This window comes from Streptomyces acidicola (assembly GCF_009377235.1).
GTDB classification, from domain to species: domain Bacteria; phylum Actinomycetota; class Actinomycetes; order Streptomycetales; family Streptomycetaceae; genus Streptomyces; species Streptomyces acidicola.
This window is the reverse complement of record NZ_VMNX01000069.1, coordinates 24,045-40,327: the sequence shown is the minus strand read 5'-3', so window position 1 is coordinate 40,327 and position 16,283 is coordinate 24,045. Positions and strand designations below refer to the sequence as shown.

Below are 16,283 nucleotides of genomic sequence, written 5' to 3'. Positions count from 1 at the left end.
GCCAGTTGGATCGAAGAACCGGCGGCCTGCCACCCGCTACGACGTCGGCAAGACCACCAAACGCCCCGAGAGCATCGCCGAACGTAATCAGCTCAAAGCTCGCAAAGGTTAAATTTCAAGCTCAGAAGCCGTATCTCAACCGGTCTTGGAACGTGCAGGTCGAACGGAGTTCCTGGCCGGTTGATCTTCCGCCGGTACGGGCATGACGGCAGGGCCTCCTGGTAGCCCGGGGATGCGATCCCAACCGAGCGGTTCCCGGAGGCCCTGTTGCCGTTGTTGTCACTCGCCCGAGCCCGCCCGCTTCAACTCGCCCATCGTGTCGTGCGATTGTCTCGTGCACCTGTACGGCAACACCGGACACGGAGTGGGCAGTCGTGCGGCCGTCGTCGCCGGTGCCGACCTGGCTTCAGGGGTGGAGCGGACGGCCCCGGGGGCTCCTGTCATCGGCAATTGCCGGACGCGATCCGTTACCTGGTCGCGGGCGGGATCTCGTGGCGGGCGCCGCCTGCGGACTTCCCTGGCGCCGCCCGTCGGCGGCCTGCCTCCCCGCCCTGCACGAGTGCGAGATCGTGGCCTGCGGCGCACCCGATGCCCTCCGGGCACGCGAGTGTCCTGCCCTCTCGCCGCCGAACGTCAGGAGAAAGGCCCCCGACCCCCGAGGGTCCACCGATCTCCCGCAGGACCATGCCGACCGTTGATCTGCATGCCCCAACTCGCTTGTATCGACTCGGAGTTGCGCTGAGTCACGTGGGGAAGTCATGAAGAGTTCGCGCACGCTTCTCGGTATTCGGTCCCGGCGACAGAAAGCTCGGAGAGCTCACTCGGCGCTTCGAACAAGTCGGGCGCCAACCATGCGATGGGAGACGACCAACGATGTTCACTCTGGTACGGAGCAGAGTACGGACCGCCGCGCTCGCGCTCTCGGCAGTCGCGGCCCTCGCCTTCGACACGACCGCCACGACCGGCGCGGCGGCCCCCGCTCCCGCCAAGCTGGGGCCGACCTCGGTGGCCTACATCGAGGTGAACAACAACAGCATGCTCAACGCCGGCAAGTACACGCTCGCCGACGGTGGCGGCAACGTCTTCGACATCGCCGTGATCTTCGCGGCGAACATCAACTACGACACGAGCACGAAGGCGGCGTATCTGTACTTCAACGAGAACGTGCAGCGCGTCCTCGACAACGCCGCCACGGAGATACGGCCGTTGCAGCAGCAGGGCATCAAGGTCGTGCTCTCGGTGCTCGGCAACCACCAGGGCGCAGGGTTCGCCAACTTCACGTCTCAGCAGGCGGCTTCGGCATTCGCGAAGCAGATGTCGGACGCCGTGGACAAGTACGGTCTCGACGGCATCGACTTCGACGACGAATACGCCGAGTACGGCAACAACGGCACCGCCCAGCCCAACGACAGCTCATTCGTGCACCTGGTGACAGCACTGCGCGCGAACATGCCGGACAAGATCATCAGCCTCTACAACATCGGCCCGGCCGCCTCGCGCCTGTCCTACGGCGGCGTCGACGTCTCCACCAAGTTCGACTACGCCTGGAACCCGTACTACGGCACATGGCAGGTCCCCGGCATCGCACTGCCCAAGTCGAAGCTGTCACCGGCGGCCGTCGAGATCGGCCGGACCTCACAGAGCACGGCCGCCAATCTCGCCCGTCGCACCGTCAGCGAGGGATACGGCGTCTATCTGACGTACAACCTCGACAGCACCGATCGCAGCGCCGACGTCTCCGCGTTCACCAGGGAGCTGTACGGCAGTGACGCCGTCCACACGCCGTAAGGCACCCGCACGGACCGCGCCGTCGACAACGATGTCAGCGGCACGGTCACCCGCGGGCGGTCCGCCGGCACTTGAACACGCACAGGTCAACGCACCATTTCTCGGCTTCGAACTTGCCCTCGGCCCGGCGACCGAGGTTCCGCCCAGCGCGCGGGATCGAGAGGGCCGCCAGGTCGTGGAACGTTCCTCCAGCGCTCCCGGCGCCCTTCCTTCTCAAATGGTTCGGCCGAAGAGGTACTGGTCAGGACGGAAGCTTTCCCCAGCGCCCACATACCGGATGCAAACCCGAACAACTGCCTATGAGGACGTAGCCTTCTCCGCTCTGCTCTCCGTGCGCGCGGACGTGCTGCGGCAACGTTCGACGCCCTTTCCGAGGGGGTCCGTCGATGTCCCGCATCACACGCTCCCGCTCCCGGCACGGCATGTCGCTCAGCATCCCCACAATCTCAACAAGATCGTCCGTTGGCCGCGTCACCGCTCACCGCTCACCGCTCACCGGCAAGATCGACATCGGGACGACTGACCTCCGCGGACGTGATCTGCGACCCTACGGGGCGCCGCCACGGACGCGCGACAGGCGCCGAAACCGCCCGCCACCACGGATCGACAGGGAGGGCACCCGCAGGCTCGAAGGGCTCGCCCGGACGGGGAAACGCAGCCGCCTGCCCAACCTCCTCAGCAGCATCCCTCGTCCACTCCCCCGGCTCCGCCCACGCATGCGGCGCCAGATTGAAAGTGCCCCAGTGGATCGGCAGCATCACCCCGGCCGGGCTCCCGCCCTGGAGGTCAAGGTGGGCGCGCATGCCTTCCTCGGGCGTCATGTGAATGTCCGGCCAGAACTCGCTGTACGCGCCGATCTGGATCATCGTGGCGTCGAAGGGACCATGCTCGGCACCGATGTCCCGGAATCCCTCGAAGTACCCGGTGTCGCCGCTGTGGTAAATCCGGTGCGTCTCGCCCGCGACGGCCCAGGAGGTCCAGAGCGTGTGCTGGGCGTTGCGCAGGCCGCGGCCGCAGAAGTGGCGGGCCGGGGTGGCCGTCAGGGTGAGGCCGCCGATCTTCGTCGACTCGGTCCAGTCCAGCTCTCGTATCCGCGTCTCGGAGACGCCCCAGTGCTCCAGGTGGGCGCCGACGCCGAGGGGCACCGCGAACAGCGTGTCCGAGCCGACCAGGGCCTTGATGGTGGGCAGGTCGAGGTGGTCGTAGTGATCATGGGAGATCACGACGACGTCGACCGGGCCGAGCGCGGCCAGCGGCAGCGGCACCGGATGCAGCCGCTTGGGACCGGCGAAGGCGAACGGGGAGCAACGCTCGCCCCAGACGGGATCGAAGAGCACACGGTGACCGTCGATCTCGGCGAGCACGCTGGAGTGCCCCATCCAGGTCAGCCGCAGCCCACTCGCGGGCGGCCGGGCCAGGTCGGCCAGGGTGGTGGCGTGCACCGGCACAGAGCCGGCAGGGGCGCGGAGGGCGCGCTCCTCCTTGCGGAGATAGCGCTTCGCCATGTCGAGCGCGGCGCCACCCGCCGGGCGCACACGCGTACCCTCCGGGTTCACGAACGCGCCGTTCGCGAAATTCGGCGACCTGCGGATCCGCTCCAGGCGCGCACCGCCTGGATCCGCGCCGAAGGCGGCGGGCCGCAGCCCGCGCAGCCCGGAACTCGTGGAACGGAAACCCGACACGGTCACCTCCTGGTGATGTCACTGAGGCATTCCATTATGGGCCGCCCCTCCGACAACGCCGGGCCCGCGGTGTCGCAGCGGGATGCCATACTGCCCCGTACTGACCCATGATTCAGTAACTGCGGTCGGCTCACACCCCCGAGGAGACCCGATGCACGCCCCTCTCATGTCGCTCACCTGGACCGATCACATCACCGGCCGCCGCGGCTTCCTCGTGGTGGACCGGCTGGCGCGCGGAGTCGCCAGCGGCGGACTGCGGATGCGGCCGGGCTGCACACCCGAGGAGGTCGAGGGGCTGGCCCGGGGCATGACCATGAAGGAGGCGCTGCACTACGACCCGGAGGGTCATCCGGAGAGCCGCTACATCCCGCTGGGCGGTGCGAAGGGCGGCATCGACTGCGACCCGCGCGATCCGGAGGCGTACGGCCTGCTGGTCCGCTACCTCCGTGCGATGCGCCCGTACATCGAGAGTTTCTGGACCACGGGTGAGGACCTCGGCCTCACCCAGGACCTGGTGGACCGGGCCGCAGCCGAGGCGGGACTCGTTTCGTCGATCCAGGCCGTGTACCCGCTGCTCGACGACGAGACGGCGGCCCGGCGGCGGCTCGCGGACGCCTTCGCGCTGCGGGTCGACGGCATCGGGCTGGACGAGCTGGTCGGCGGCTGCGGGGTGGCCGAGTCGGTGCTGACCGCCCTCGACCGGGCGGGCGTGCCGTACGCCGGGACACGGGTCGCCCTGCAGGGGCTGGGCACCATGGGCGGGGCCACGGCGCGCTTCCTCACGCGCGCGGGACTCACGGTAGTGGCCGTCGCCGACATCAAGGGCACGATCAGCAACCCACAGGGGCTCGACGTGGAGGTGCTGCTCGCCGCCCGTGATGTGTACGGGACGGTCGACCGCGCGGTGCTGCGCCCCGACGACCGGGAGCTTCCCGGTGAGGCCTGGCTGTCGTCCGATGTGGAGGTACTGGTGCCCGCGGCGGTCTCGTACGCGATCGACAGCGGGAACCAGGCACGGATCACTGCGCGCTGGATCGCCGAGGCCGCCAACATGCCAGTCCTGCCCGAGGCCGAGGAACTTCTCTCCGCGCGCGGGGTCACCGTCCTGCCGGACGTCGTGGTCAACTCCGCGACGAACGCCTGGTGGTGGTGGACGCTGTTCGGGGACGTCGAGGCGGACGCGGAGGAGGCGTTCACCCATGTCCGCCGCTCGATGCGCGCCCTCGTCGACCGGACGCTGGCCCGCGCCGGGGCCGACGGAACGACTCCGCGTACGGCCGCCCACGCCCTCGCCGCCGACCGGTTGCCGGTGATCGCGGAGCGGTTCGGCTGGTACCGGTGACGACCGGTGACGACCGGCGCACTCGTCTACGGGCGCGGATCAGGTACGTATCGCGTACGGATTAGGGTTGCCGCGTGAGCAGAGTGCGGTTGAGCGTGGCGGAGCGACGTGAGGAGTTGCTGCGGGCCGCGGTCGGGCAGATCGAGGTGCGGGGCGTGACGGCGGTTCGGATCGCCGACGTGGCCTCGGTCCTCGGGGTGAGCAACGCGTTGGTGCTCTACCACTTCTCGACCAAGGAGAAGCTGGTGGCCGAGGCGTTCACATACGCCGCCGAGGACGATCTCGCCCATCTGCGCAAGCTGCTCGGCCGCCGGACGACCGCGCTGCGGCGGCTGCGGGCGGCCGTGCGCTGGTATGCGCCGACCGGGCAGGCCAAGGGCTGGCGGCTGTGGATCGAGGGCTGGGCGGCGGCACTGCGCGAGCCCGTGCTGCGGGAGGTGACGCGTAACCTCGACCGGCGGTGGAAGGCCGCGATCACCGAGGTCATCACGGAGGGCGTGGCGGCCGGTGAGTTCCAGTGCCCCGACCCGGCCACCGCCGCTCTCCGTCTCACCGCCCTGCTGGACGGTCTCGCCGTCCAGACCACCGCCTACGAGGGCGCCGTCTCCCGCACCCGCACCCTGGAGTGGGCCGACGAGGCCCTCGCCCGCGAACTGGGCCTCAAGCGTGAGGCGTTGACGGCGGCGAGGAGCTGAGCCCGGACAGCTGAGCCCGAGCCCGGGCATACGGAGCAAGCCGGGCCGTCGCGCCCTGACACCACTGCCTCGCCCCCTCTCCCGGCCGTCCGCTCGCCGTCGCGGCCGGCCGTTCCCTCAGACCGCCGAATCGATCCGCATCTTGATGTCGTCCGGCGACAGGCTCCCCTTGGCCACCACGCGGTCCCCGGAGGACTCGCCGCGCAGCCGGCGCCCGATCCAGGGGACCAGGTACTCGCGGGCCCAGTGGATGTCGTCGCGGCGGACCTCGAAGGTGCCGCGTGGCGGGAGCGGAGGCCAGGGCTGGTCGGGGTCGGCGGGGATCTCGATGCCGAGGATCTGGCCCGCCCTCAGCGCCACGCGCGTGTGGCCCTCGGGCGACAGGTGCAGCCGGTCGTCGTCCCAGGCGCGCCGGTCCTGGACGGTCTTCAGGGACCAGAGGTCCAGCACGGGGCACCGGTACCGGTCGGCGATGGCGCGCACATGCCCGTTGTAGGTGGCGATCTTGCCGCGCAGATGCTTCAGCACGGGCACGCCACGGGTGTCGAAGCCGGTGGTCACCATGACGGCGCCGACGGCGGAGGTGAGGTCGGCGACGGCGCGCTCGAAGCGCTCGGCGACCTCGTCGGGGTCGGATCCGGGCCGGAGGATGTCGTTGCCGCCGGCACAGAGGGAGACCAGGTCCGGAGCGAGTTCCTTCGCCCTCGGGAGCTGGTCCGTGACGATCTGGTCGAGCAGTTTCCCGCGGACGGCGAGGTTGGTGTAGTCGAAGTCGCCCTCCGGGCGCCGGTCCGCGAGGAGTACCGCGAACCGGTCGGCCCAGCCGACGAACGCCCCGTCGGGGCCGGGGTCGCCGACGCCCTCGGTGAAGCTGTCCCCCACCGCCACGTACGACCCGATCACTGATCTCATGTCATTCTTCGAATCGTCTGCCACATGGGGTCATGATTCACCGTGGGATGTGAGCTACGCGACCGTAGGAAACGGTTGACGAGCGGTGAGATAGGCCACTCGTCAAGTGTTGGTCAACTGCGGAATAAGCCTCGCGTCAGGGACGTTGAGCGAGCCGCCAGACCCGGAAGCCTGTGATCCGGAAGTGGCTCCACACGGTACGGAACGCGAAGTGTCCGCTCGTGTACGGCTCCGGGTCGATGTAGTCGAAGACCAGCCGCCCGTTGTTCCACCACTGGACCGTGGGGCCGTCGGAGACGATCCGCACGTGGTGGGGCTCGTTGGCGACGAGCAGTGGTTCCGTGTAGTCGTAGACCAACGGCCGCACTCCGGCCTCGCCGACATAACGGCGCAGCCGTGTCGTGGTGTTGGTGTTGGCGCCGTAGCCCGCGTAATAGGTCTTGAGGTAGTCGTACTCCGCGAGCGCTCCGCCCCGCTCGGTGGCGAAGATGTCGTCGGGCGACCGTACGTCGACGGCGTTCCAGAAGTTGTTGAGGTCGGACACCCGGTCGTTGGCGCCACCCGCGGAGACGGGCGTGGCTGTGTACTCGATGACGTACGGGCCCTCGAACCGCTTCCGGAACCAGACCGTGGCACCGCTCGGCACGTCGATCTCCAGGACACCGCCAGAGGCCGTGACGGTGCCGCCGTCCTGCAGTTCGGTGGCCCACTGACGGAGGCCGTGCCGGAAGTCGTCCGCCGCGATCAGCCGTCCGCGACGGTCGCGGGGCGTGGCGCTCGCCGTCGGCACCGGCGCCAGCGCCGCGAGGGCGGCACCGGCGGTGAGGACTCCGAAGGCTCTGCGAGTGGTCATGACGCTCCTTTGTGGCGGTGTACGGGCGCAGTGCTGTGTGGTCGGCAGGCACGGAAAGCGCTTGCTGAAGACGACTGTGTCGTCACTTCCACACCACTGTCGATAGGACGACCGGCCATGCCACACGACCGCACTGTGCTGATCACGAAGATCACGGAGCACTCCCGAACGACGTCGCCCCACCGCTCACGGACGACTCGCTCTCACCCCACCACTCACAGCCACCCGGACACGCCGAAGGCCGGACCCCGGGGATCATGGGGTCCGGCCTTCGGAGGCGGTCGGCGGAGCTGCGGGCAGGTCAGAGACTGACGCCCTTCGAGCGCAGGTACGCGACCGGATCGATGTCCGAGCCGTAGTCCGGACCCGTGCGGATCTCGAAGTGCAGGTGCGGACCGGTGACGTTGCCGGTCGCGCCGGAGAGGCCGATCTCCTGGCCCTCGCTCACGCTCTGGCCCGCCGAGACGGAGAGCGAGGAGAGGTGGCCGTACTGCGCGTAGTGGCCGTCGTCGAGCTGGATGACGACCTGGTTGCCGTACGCGCCGCCCCAGCCCGCGGTGACGACCGTGCCCGCACCCACGGCCTTGAGGCTGGTTCCGGTCGGGACCACGAAGTCGACGCCGGTGTGGTAGCCGCTGGACCACATGCTGCCCGCGGTCTTGTAGGCGGTGCCGACGGAGGCGCCCTCGACGGGGAGCATGAAGCCGGAGCCGCCGGCCTCCGCGCTCGGGGTGACCGACGTGGAGGTCGGCTCGTTCCCGGGCGTCTCGGTCTGCTCCGGCTCGGCCTGCTTCGACTCGGTCTGCACCAAGGAGGCGGTCTTGTCCGAGGAGGCAGGCTTGTCCGAGGAGGCAGGCTTATCCGTCGCCTTGCCGCCGCCCGACGTGCTGTCGCTCGAAGCGCTGTCTCCCGACGGGGCCTTTCCGCCGAGCGTGAGCTTCAGGCCCGGGTGAATGAGCGACGGGTCGGAGCCGACGGCCTCGCGGTTGTCCGCGTAGATCTTCTTCCAGCCACCGGCGACATGGTGCTCCTCGGCGATCCTGGAAAGGTAGTCTCCGGGCCGCACCGAATAGATCCGCTTCGCGGTCTTCTTGGTGGCGGCCGACTTCTCGGCCTGCTCCGCGGCGGAATTTTCGCTCTTACCGGTGACGACCTTCGGGGAAACCGACGTCACCTTCTGGGAAACGGAGCCCGCGGTCGCGGCATGGGCTCCAGCGGCGCCGATCAGCGGAAGCGCGAGTGCGGCGCCACCGGTTCCGGCGACGGCTATCGAGCGGGTGAAACGCAGGGACTTCGGGCGACGGTGTTTACCCCTCGCGGGCATGACGAATTCCTCTCCGGCGCCTACGAGGTGAGCTGTCGGGTGCGAGCTGGAGATGCCCGGCCGTACTCGTGCACGGCTTGACCCCAAGCCTGTTCCGGAGACCGGAACAGGCGGTAGTGCCTGTGGGTCCCCCGCTCCTGCCATGCACGGGTGAGTTTGCGGTTCCGGGCGGCGGCAGGATTCGGCGTCCGTCCGGATTGAGGGGAACGTAAGCGACTTACAGGCATCTGGACAACCATGGGGAGTTTCCGTGCGTCTCCCCAATGATCCCTTTCAAGAATTCGCCGTCACGCTCCGTCAATTAGCGATCTCCAACCTTCCCTAACGGCCCTGAAACCGCACCAGCATTACATGAACATGACGGCGACACAGCGTCACGCATATGACGCTGGTCACGCATCTTCGGCTCACCGCGCTTTATTCCAGGGCCACTTGGACTCAACACTGCATTCCGGACAGAGCTCTCAGATGCGACGCAGCCGGATAAGCTTCGCATCGAAGTCACCACGCAACCCCGTGGACAGCCCATGGTGCAGCAGCACCGCACCTCCGTGAACGTCGCCCGATTCGCGGCATTCATACGCTTGTGTCGGGTCGAGGCCCCGCAGCCGGAGCGGGACCGGCGGCTCGCCGTGATGCTGAGCCTGGAGCCAGGCGAGGACAACGACCTCGTCGCCGAGGACGTACTGCACCGCGCTCAGCCCGCCGGCCGGCGGCCGCAGCCGGTAGAGGTCGCCGCGCTGCACGACGGGACGGATCTCCTTGTAGAGCTCGACCCACTCGCGCGCCTCGACGAGCTCCCCCTCGCTCCACTTCGTAAGGTCGCCGCCGACGCCGAGCACCCCCGCCATGGCGCTCACGAACCGGAAGCGCAGGGAGCTGACCCGCCCGTTGAGCTGAGTGTTCGGGCTGTCGGTGACCCAGGCGGCCATCACCCGCGCTGGGTGGATCTGGCTGAAGCCGTGCTGGATGGCGAGTCGGTCCAGCGGGTCGGTGTTGTCGGAGGTCCATACCTGGTCGGTGCGCGCCATGACCCCGAGGTCGATCCGGCCGCCACCGCCCGAGCAGGACTCGAAGGCGACGCCCGGGTGCGCGGCCCGCAGCCGGTCGAGCAGGTTGTAGAAGGCGTGCACGTGCTTGACCCACAGCTTCTGCGGGTACGGCTCACCGGGCCAGCCGGCGTCGGTGAAGCAGCGGTTGAAGTCCCACTTCACATAGTCGATGGGCGCACTGGAGAGCAGGTCGTCCAGCTTCTCCCAGAGGTAGTCCTGGACATCCTCGCGAGCGAGGTTCAGTACGAGCTGATTGCGGAACTCCGTCTGCTTTCGGCCCGGCTGGAACTGCACCCAGTCCGGGTGCGCCCGGTACAGGTCGCTGTCCGCGTTGACCATCTCGGGCTCGACCCAGATGCCGAACTGCATACCGAGCGCGCGCACGTCCTCGGCGAGCGGCTTCAGCCCGGCCGGGAAGCGGTCGGGGTTGGGCGTCCAGTCGCCGAGCCCCGCCCGGTCGCTGGTCCGCTTCCCGAACCAGCCGTCGTCGACCACGAACAGCTCGACCCCCATGCCCGCGGCCCGCCGCGCCAGCTCGCGCTGCTGGTCCTCGGAGATGTCGAACTCCGTGGCCTCCCAGGAGTTGTAGAGCACCGGCCGGTCCTGCTCCGCACCCGGGATGACGTACGCGCGCTGGTAAGCGTGCCAGGCCCGGCTCGCCCCACCGAAGCCGCCGTCGCTCCACAGCCCCGCGAAGACGGGGGTCGTGTACGACTCGCCCGCCTCCAGGCGCATCAGGCCCGAGTCGTCGTAGCCGATGCCGCCGGTGATCTGCACGCGCGCGTCGGGGAGTTGGGCCACGCAGATGCGCCAGGTGCCCGACCAGGCGAGCGCGCACCCGTAGACCTCGCCGCGCTCCTCGGTCGCCCCCTCGGTGTCGAGCGCGACCCACGGCAGGTGCTGGTGCCCGGTGTGGCCGCGTCGACTGCCGATGACGTGCTCCCCGTAGGTGAGGTCCGTGCGGACGAGCCGGGACTCGGCGGCCCACCGTCCGTGCACCTGGGACAGCCGCCACCCCTCGCGCATCGGCAGCGTCCAGGTCGCGGAGTCGGCGCGCAGCACCTCCAGGGCGGAGCTTTCGTTGGTGAGAGTCACCCAGCGCTCGACGACATCGTGGCGCATCCGGTAGTGCAGCGTGATGCCGAGCCCGTTGTCGGTGAAGCGCAGCCGCAGCTCGTCGTCCTCGATCTCGTACGCGTGGAAGGTCCACTCGGTGCCGCGGACCTCGTCGGTGCGGACGGACAGGGCGGGCCGTACGAAGCGGGGGCCGCCCTCGACCGGATACTCCTCAAGTCCGTCGAGCTGGGACTCGAAGCCCCGGTACGGGGGCAGCGGCCGGGCCGCGAGTTCCTCGACGTCGGCGAGCCCGATCCTTGGACCCCAGTGGAGGTGCAGGAGGGTGTCGTCCTCGGTGAGCGACAGGGCGTAGCTGCTCGTGGGTCCTGAGAGCAGCCACGTACGACCGTCTCCGCCGATCTCCAGCATCAAGCCTCCAACATATTCGAACAGGTGCGATCAGGCCCCGACATCATCAAGTCCGCCGGGGCTCATGGCAAACGCCCGTGGACACCTGTGGACAACTCCGTGGCCCACGAAGCCATGTCGTATCGTCGAGGGCGCAACGTCGGTATGCGGAACCGGGCATCGCCGACGGCCGGATGGGAGGAGCCCCCGTGACGCAGCAGGTCCCGTCGACCGAGCCGGAGCTGACCGGAGTACGGAATTTCCGTGACGTGGGGGGCCTGCCCACCGTGGACGGCCGGCGTGTGGCCCACGGGCGGCTGTTCCGCAGCGGCCACCTCGCGCACGCGACCGACGAGGACGCAGCGTTTCTGTCCTCCCTGGAGCTGCACACGATCTTCGACTTCCGCAACGCGGCCGACCAGAAGCTGGAGGGCCCGGACATCGACCTGCCGGGCGTGCGGAACGTCAACCTGCCGCTGACGGACCCGGCGGACGGCGCCGAGTTCTGGACGATGGTCCGCGACGGCGACCTGGACCAGCTGCGTGACCTGCTCGCGGACGGCAAGGCGGAAGGCCGCATGATCGGCTCGTACCGCACGATCATCCGGCACCGCACGGCCGAGCACTCCCAGGTGCTGCACGCGCTGGCCGAGGACAGCGTGCCCGCCCTGATGCACTGCGCGGCCGGCAAGGACCGCGCGGGTCTGTCGATAGCGGTGACACTCCTCGCGCTCGGCGTGGAGCGCGACGCCATCGTGGCGGACTACCTGGAGTCGGCCGCCACCCACCGCCGTTACAAGGTGCACCGCAGCGAGAAGTCGGCCAGTGCCTACTCCCCCGAGGTCATGGAGCTGCTCAACCCGCTGTTCGACGCGCGGGCCGAGTACCTTCAGGCGGCGTTCGAGACGATCGAGCAGGCCTGGGGCGGCGTGGACACGTATCTGGAGCAGGGCCTGAAGGTCACGCCGCGGATCCGGGAGCGGCTGCGCGAGCGGCTGCTGGACTGAGCCGGGGGCCGTGCCGCCCGTTCACGCCGCTCACTGCTTCGCGCCCACCTCGAAGAGCAGATAGATGAAGGCCGCGAAGATGTGGCCTACGGCGATGTAGATGATCAGGCGCACCCACAGGGCACGGGGGAACTTCTCTTCCAGATCGCTCACGGGGCTTCTCCGGTGGTCGTCGGCCCGAGGCACAGCGTGGCGGTCGGGCTCTGCAGCAGGGTGTGGACGAAGAGCAGGTCGGCGCCGTCGTGGTCGGCGGCCGCGAGTCGGTGCGGGGTCAGCGAGTCGAAATGGGCGCTGTCACCGGGCGCGAGCAGGTGCGTGGCGTCCCCGAGGCGCAGCCGCAGCCGGCCCTTCAGCACGTACAGCCACTCCTCACCGGGGTGGACACGCACGATGTCGCCCTGCGAGCCGTACGGGACGTGCACGCGCAGGGCCTGCATACCGCGCCCGGCGGCGCCCGCCTGCCAGTACGTCCAGCCGCCCGCCCGCGTCGGCTCCATGTCGTCGGCGCGGACGACCGCGTCCCGTTCGGCGACCGTCTCGCCGAGCAGTTCCGACACCGTCGTACCGTAGACGCGGGCCAGCGCGAGCAGCATCGGCAGCGAGGGCTGGCGGCGGCCGGTCTCCAGCCGGGAGAGATGCGCGGGCGACAGCCCGGCGGCCCGCGCTGCGGCCTCCAGGGTGAGGGAGGCACGGCGGCGCAGGGTGCGCAGTTGCGGAGCGACGGCCGGAAGGTCGGCGGCGGGTTCGGCCCCGGCGGACGGCTCCGGCTCGGTGAGGCTCATGCCTCCATTCAGCCCGAGGATTGCCTGTGGGGCAAATCTGTTGCCCCACAGGCAAAATTTTGCGGGCGGAGCCTCAGCGGTTGGCCACCGCCTGCTTCACCAGTGTCTTCCCGAAGTCCCACAGCAGCCCGCTGCCGCTGTGCGCGTCATCCATCACGTCGGTGAAGGCGTCGACGAAGCGGTCGACGTCCCGCTCCCCGATGACCAGCGGCGGGATCAGCTTGATGACCTCCACGTGGTCGCCGGAGACCTGGGTGAGGATGCGGTGCCGCTGGAGCAGCGGTGCGACGACCATCTGCGCGAACAGGCCCTTGCGTGCGGCCTGCAGCATGGTCCACCGGCTGCGCAGCCCCAGTGACTTCGGCTTCCCGAACTCGATACCGATCATCAGGCCCCGGCCGCGTACGTCGCTGAGCAGCTCGTACTTGTCGACCAGCGCCACGAGCCGGGACTTCAGCAGCTCACCGGTCGCGCGAGCGCGCGCGACGATTCTCTCGTCGTCCATGACCGACAGCACGGCGAGGCCCGCCGCCATGGCCTGGGCGTTGGAGCCGAAGCTCGCCGAGTGGACGAGGACGCGGTCGATCGACGAGTAGACCTTCTTGAAGATCCAGTCCCTGCCGAGGGTCGCCCCGACGGGTACGTAACCCCCGGAGAGTGCCTTCGCCACACACACCAGGTCCGGCTCCACCCCGTCCTCGTGCTGGTAGGCGTAGAAGTCGCCCGTCCGCCCGAGACCGGTCTGCACCTCGTCGGCGATGAGCAGCGCCTTGTGCTGGTGCAGCAGTTCCTGGGCGGCGCGAAGGTAACCGGGCGGGGCCTCGTGCACACCCTTGCCCTGGATCGGTTCGACGATGAGGGCGGCGACGTCGTCCTTCTTCACCTCCCGTGCCAGGGCGTCGAGATCGCCGAGCGGGACCGCCGTGTCCGGCAGCAGCGGCGCGAACCCGTCCCGGAAGCCCGACTCGCCGTTCACGGACAGCGCTCCTGTCGTCAGCCCGTGGAAGGCGTGCGCGCAGTACAGGACACGCGGCCTGCCGGTCACGTACCGGGCGAACTTCAGCGCGGTCTCCACGGCTTCCGTGCCGCTGTTGCCGAAGAACACCCGGTCCAGGTGGGGGCTGTGGGTGAGGAGCTTCTCGGCGAGGAGCCCGGGCAGCGGCTGGCAGTCGAAGCGGGTGAGGTCGGCGAGGGAGGCGTCGAGGACGTCGTGCAGCGCCTTGCGTACGACGGGGTGGTGGCGGCCGAGGCCCATTACTCCGAAGCCGGCGAGCATGTCCAGGTAGTCGTTGCCGTCCGCGTCCCAGAAGTGAGCGCCCTCGGCCCGCTCGTAGACCTTGTCGAAGCCGATGGTGTGCAGCATGCGCGGGAGCTGGTGGTTGAGGTGCCGGGCGTGGAGCTCGTAGCGCTCGGCCCCGCGCTCGGCCAGGAGTCTGCCGAGGTCGAACTCCTTGGCCCCGGCTGCGGGTTCCGCGGTGGTCATTCCTGTTTCTCCTTGGCGAGTTCGTCCCTGGCCGCCAGGCAGGCGCTGATCCGTCCGGCGATCTCGACCGGCGTGAGGCCGATGTCGGCCAGCACCTCGCCCCGCTTGGCGTGCGCGAGGAACTGCTCCGGGATGCCGAACCGCCGTACCGGCACGTCCACTTCGGCGTCCCCGAGGGCCAGCGCGACCGCCGCGCCGACGCCGGACGCCCGGCTGTTGTCCTCCACGACGGCCACCACCTGATGCTCGGCCGCGAGTGAGGGCAGCGCGGGATCGACCGGCTTGACCCAGCGCGGGTCCACGACGGTGCAGCCGACACCGCGGGCCCCCAGCAGTTCGGCGGCCTGGAGGCAGACCGGGGCCATGACGCCGACGGCGACCAGCAGCACCTCCGGGCGGCCCGTGGAGCGTTGCAGTACGTCCATGCCGCCCACGTGGTCCACCGCCGGGATGTCGGGCCCGACCGACTCCTTGGGGAAGCGGAGAAGCGTCGGCGCGTCGTCGACGGCGACCGCCTCGCGCAGTTGCGCGCGCAGTTGGCCGGCGTCGCGGGGCGCGGCGATCCTGAGGCCTGGCACGACCTGGAGGATCGACATGTCCCACATGCCGTTGTGCGACGGCCCGTCGACGCCGGTGACCCCGGCCCGGTCCAGTACGAACGTCACCCCGCAGCGGTGCAGCGCGACATCCATCAGGAGCTGGTCGAAGGCACGGTTGAGGAAGGTGGCGTAGACGGCGACGACCGGATGCAGACCACCCGTCGCGAGTCCGGCCGCCGACACCGCGGCGTGCTGCTCGGCTATCCCGACATCCCACACACGGTCCGGGAACCGCTCCGCGAACGCGCCCAGGCCCACCGGGTGCAGCATGGCCGCCGTGATCGCCACGACGTCGTCGCGTTCCTCGCCGATCCGGACGATCTCGTCGCCGAACACCGAGGTCCAGGAGGGGCCGCCCGCGGGGGCGAGGGGCTCGCAGGTGAGCGGGTCCATCACGCCGACGGTGTGGAAGTGGTCCTCCTCGTGGGAGAGCGCGGGCTCGTACCCGCGTCCCTTCTCGGTCAGGCAGTGGACGAGCACGGGCCCGTGGAAGCGTTTCGCACGCCTGAGCGCGGACTCCACAGCCCCCACGTCGTGTCCGTCGATCGGCCCGACGTACTTCAGCCCCAGGTCCTCGAACATGCCCTGCGGCGCGAAGGCGTCCTTGAAGCCCTTCTTCGCGCCGTGCAGCGACTCGTAGAGGGTGGTACCGATGACCGGGGTCCGGAGCAGGACGTCCTTGCCCCAGGCGAGGACCTGCTCGTAGCTGTCGGTCGTGCGCAGGGTCGCGAGGTGGTTCGCGAGGCCGCCGATGGTCGGGGCGTACGACCGTTCGTTGTCGTTGACGACGATGATCAGTGGCCGGTCCTTGGCGGCCGCGATGTTGTTGAGCGCCTCCCATGCCATGCCGCCGGTGAGGGCGCCGTCGCCGATGACCGCGACGACGTGCCCCTTCTCCTGTCGCACCTGCCGGGCCTTGGCGAGCCCGTCCGCCCAGCCGAGGGCGGTGGAGGCGTGGCTGTTCTCGATGACGTCGTGCTCGGACTCCTCGCGGGACGGGTAGCCGGACAGGCCGCCCTTGCTGCGCAGCTTGGAGAAGTCCTGACGTCCGGTCAGCAGCTTGTGCACATAACTCTGGTGACCGGTGTCCCACAGGATGCTGTCGACGGGTGACTCGAAGACCCGGTGGAGTGCGATGGAGAGTTCCACCACCCCCAGGTTGGGCCCCAGGTGTCCGCCGGTCCTGGCAACCGCCTGAACCAGGAACTCCCGTATTTCTCCCGTCAGTTCGCCGAGTTCGGCCTTGGACAGCGCCTTCAGTTCCCGTGGTCCCCGGATGCTCTCCAGAATCGTCACGCTC

Annotated in this window: 13 protein-coding genes and 1 riboswitch; of the genes, 4 read left to right on the top strand and 9 right to left on the bottom strand. The window is 69.4% G+C overall.

All coding sequences use genetic code 11. The features are described 5' to 3' along the window. The first annotated feature begins 873 nt into the window (after positions 1–873). Positions 874–1,788, top strand: coding sequence for an endo-beta-N-acetylglucosaminidase H (locus FPZ41_RS19705; RefSeq protein ID WP_152864379.1), 915 nt, complete (start codon positions 874–876; stop codon positions 1,786–1,788). A gap of 485 nt (positions 1,789–2,273) precedes the next feature. On the opposite strand, the gene FPZ41_RS19700 is transcribed toward FPZ41_RS19705, so the two are convergent. Then, positions 2,274–3,470: an MBL fold metallo-hydrolase gene (locus tag FPZ41_RS19700; protein WP_322620453.1), complete on the bottom strand. Its 1,197-nt coding sequence runs from the start codon at positions 3,468–3,470 to the stop codon at positions 2,274–2,276. A gap of 151 nt (positions 3,471–3,621) precedes the next feature. Between FPZ41_RS19700 and FPZ41_RS19695 the strand changes: the two genes are divergently transcribed. Together FPZ41_RS19695 and FPZ41_RS19690 are read left to right on the top strand one after the other, a co-directional pair. Continuing rightward, the gene (locus FPZ41_RS19695) at positions 3,622–4,812 is read left to right on the top strand and encodes a glutamate dehydrogenase (protein WP_152864377.1); all 1,191 of its coding nucleotides are present in this window, start codon (positions 3,622–3,624) and stop codon (positions 4,810–4,812) included. A gap of 74 nt (positions 4,813–4,886) precedes the next feature. After that, positions 4,887–5,507 (top strand): TetR/AcrR family transcriptional regulator, encoded by a 621-nt coding sequence (locus tag FPZ41_RS19690; RefSeq protein WP_322620452.1) that lies wholly within the window; start codon positions 4,887–4,889, stop codon positions 5,505–5,507. Between the two features lie 117 nt (positions 5,508–5,624). Here the strand turns inward: FPZ41_RS19690 and FPZ41_RS19685 are convergent, their stop codons facing one another. The 4 genes from FPZ41_RS19685 to FPZ41_RS19670 all read right to left on the bottom strand — a co-directional run bounded on the left by FPZ41_RS19685 (position 5,625) and on the right by FPZ41_RS19670 (position 11,133). Next, positions 5,625–6,410, bottom strand: coding sequence for an SGNH/GDSL hydrolase family protein (locus FPZ41_RS19685; protein ID WP_322620454.1), 786 nt, complete (start codon positions 6,408–6,410; stop codon positions 5,625–5,627). 145 nt (positions 6,411–6,555) lie between these two features. Continuing rightward, positions 6,556–7,272: a DUF6250 domain-containing protein gene (locus FPZ41_RS19680; protein ID WP_152864373.1), complete on the bottom strand. Its 717-nt coding sequence runs from the start codon at positions 7,270–7,272 to the stop codon at positions 6,556–6,558. A 301-nt stretch (positions 7,273–7,573) separates the two neighbouring features. Next, positions 7,574–8,596 carry a M23 family metallopeptidase gene (locus tag FPZ41_RS19675; RefSeq protein ID WP_152864371.1) on the bottom strand — a complete coding sequence of 341 codons (1,023 nt, stop codon included), beginning with the start codon at positions 8,594–8,596 and terminating at the stop codon, positions 7,574–7,576. Positions 8,597–8,598: 2 nt separating this feature from the next. After that, positions 8,599–8,759, bottom strand: a riboswitch (cyclic di-AMP (ydaO/yuaA leader). Between the two features lie 301 nt (positions 8,760–9,060). Continuing rightward, positions 9,061–11,133, bottom strand: coding sequence for an alpha-galactosidase (locus tag FPZ41_RS19670; protein ID WP_152864369.1), 2,073 nt, complete (start codon positions 11,131–11,133; stop codon positions 9,061–9,063). A 188-nt stretch (positions 11,134–11,321) separates the two neighbouring features. On the opposite strand from FPZ41_RS19670, the gene FPZ41_RS19665 reads away from it, so the two are divergent. After that, positions 11,322–12,119 carry a tyrosine-protein phosphatase gene (locus tag FPZ41_RS19665; protein ID WP_322620451.1) on the top strand — a complete coding sequence of 266 codons (798 nt, stop codon included), beginning with the start codon at positions 11,322–11,324 and terminating at the stop codon, positions 12,117–12,119. Between the two features lie 30 nt (positions 12,120–12,149). Here FPZ41_RS19665 and FPZ41_RS19660 read toward each other — a convergent pair whose 3' ends face one another. The 4 genes from FPZ41_RS19660 to dxs form a co-directional block, all read right to left on the bottom strand. Then, on the bottom strand, positions 12,150–12,272 hold the full coding sequence (locus FPZ41_RS19660) for a DUF6126 family protein (RefSeq protein ID WP_131564781.1): 123 nt from the start codon (positions 12,270–12,272) through the stop codon (positions 12,150–12,152). Then, a complete protein-coding gene (locus FPZ41_RS19655) occupies positions 12,269–12,901 on the bottom strand; it encodes a helix-turn-helix domain-containing protein (protein WP_152864365.1) in 633 nt (210 codons plus the stop codon). The genes FPZ41_RS19660 and FPZ41_RS19655 overlap by 4 nt, the downstream gene beginning before the upstream one ends. Positions 12,902–12,974: 73 nt before the next feature. Further along, positions 12,975–14,384: an aspartate aminotransferase family protein gene (locus tag FPZ41_RS19650; protein WP_152864363.1), complete on the bottom strand. Its 1,410-nt coding sequence runs from the start codon at positions 14,382–14,384 to the stop codon at positions 12,975–12,977. Further along, positions 14,381–16,279 carry a 1-deoxy-D-xylulose-5-phosphate synthase gene (gene dxs / locus FPZ41_RS19645; RefSeq protein ID WP_322620450.1) on the bottom strand — a complete coding sequence of 633 codons (1,899 nt, stop codon included), beginning with the start codon at positions 16,277–16,279 and terminating at the stop codon, positions 14,381–14,383. Before dxs ends, FPZ41_RS19650 begins: the two co-directional genes overlap by 4 nt. Positions 16,280–16,283: the final 4 nt, after the last annotated feature.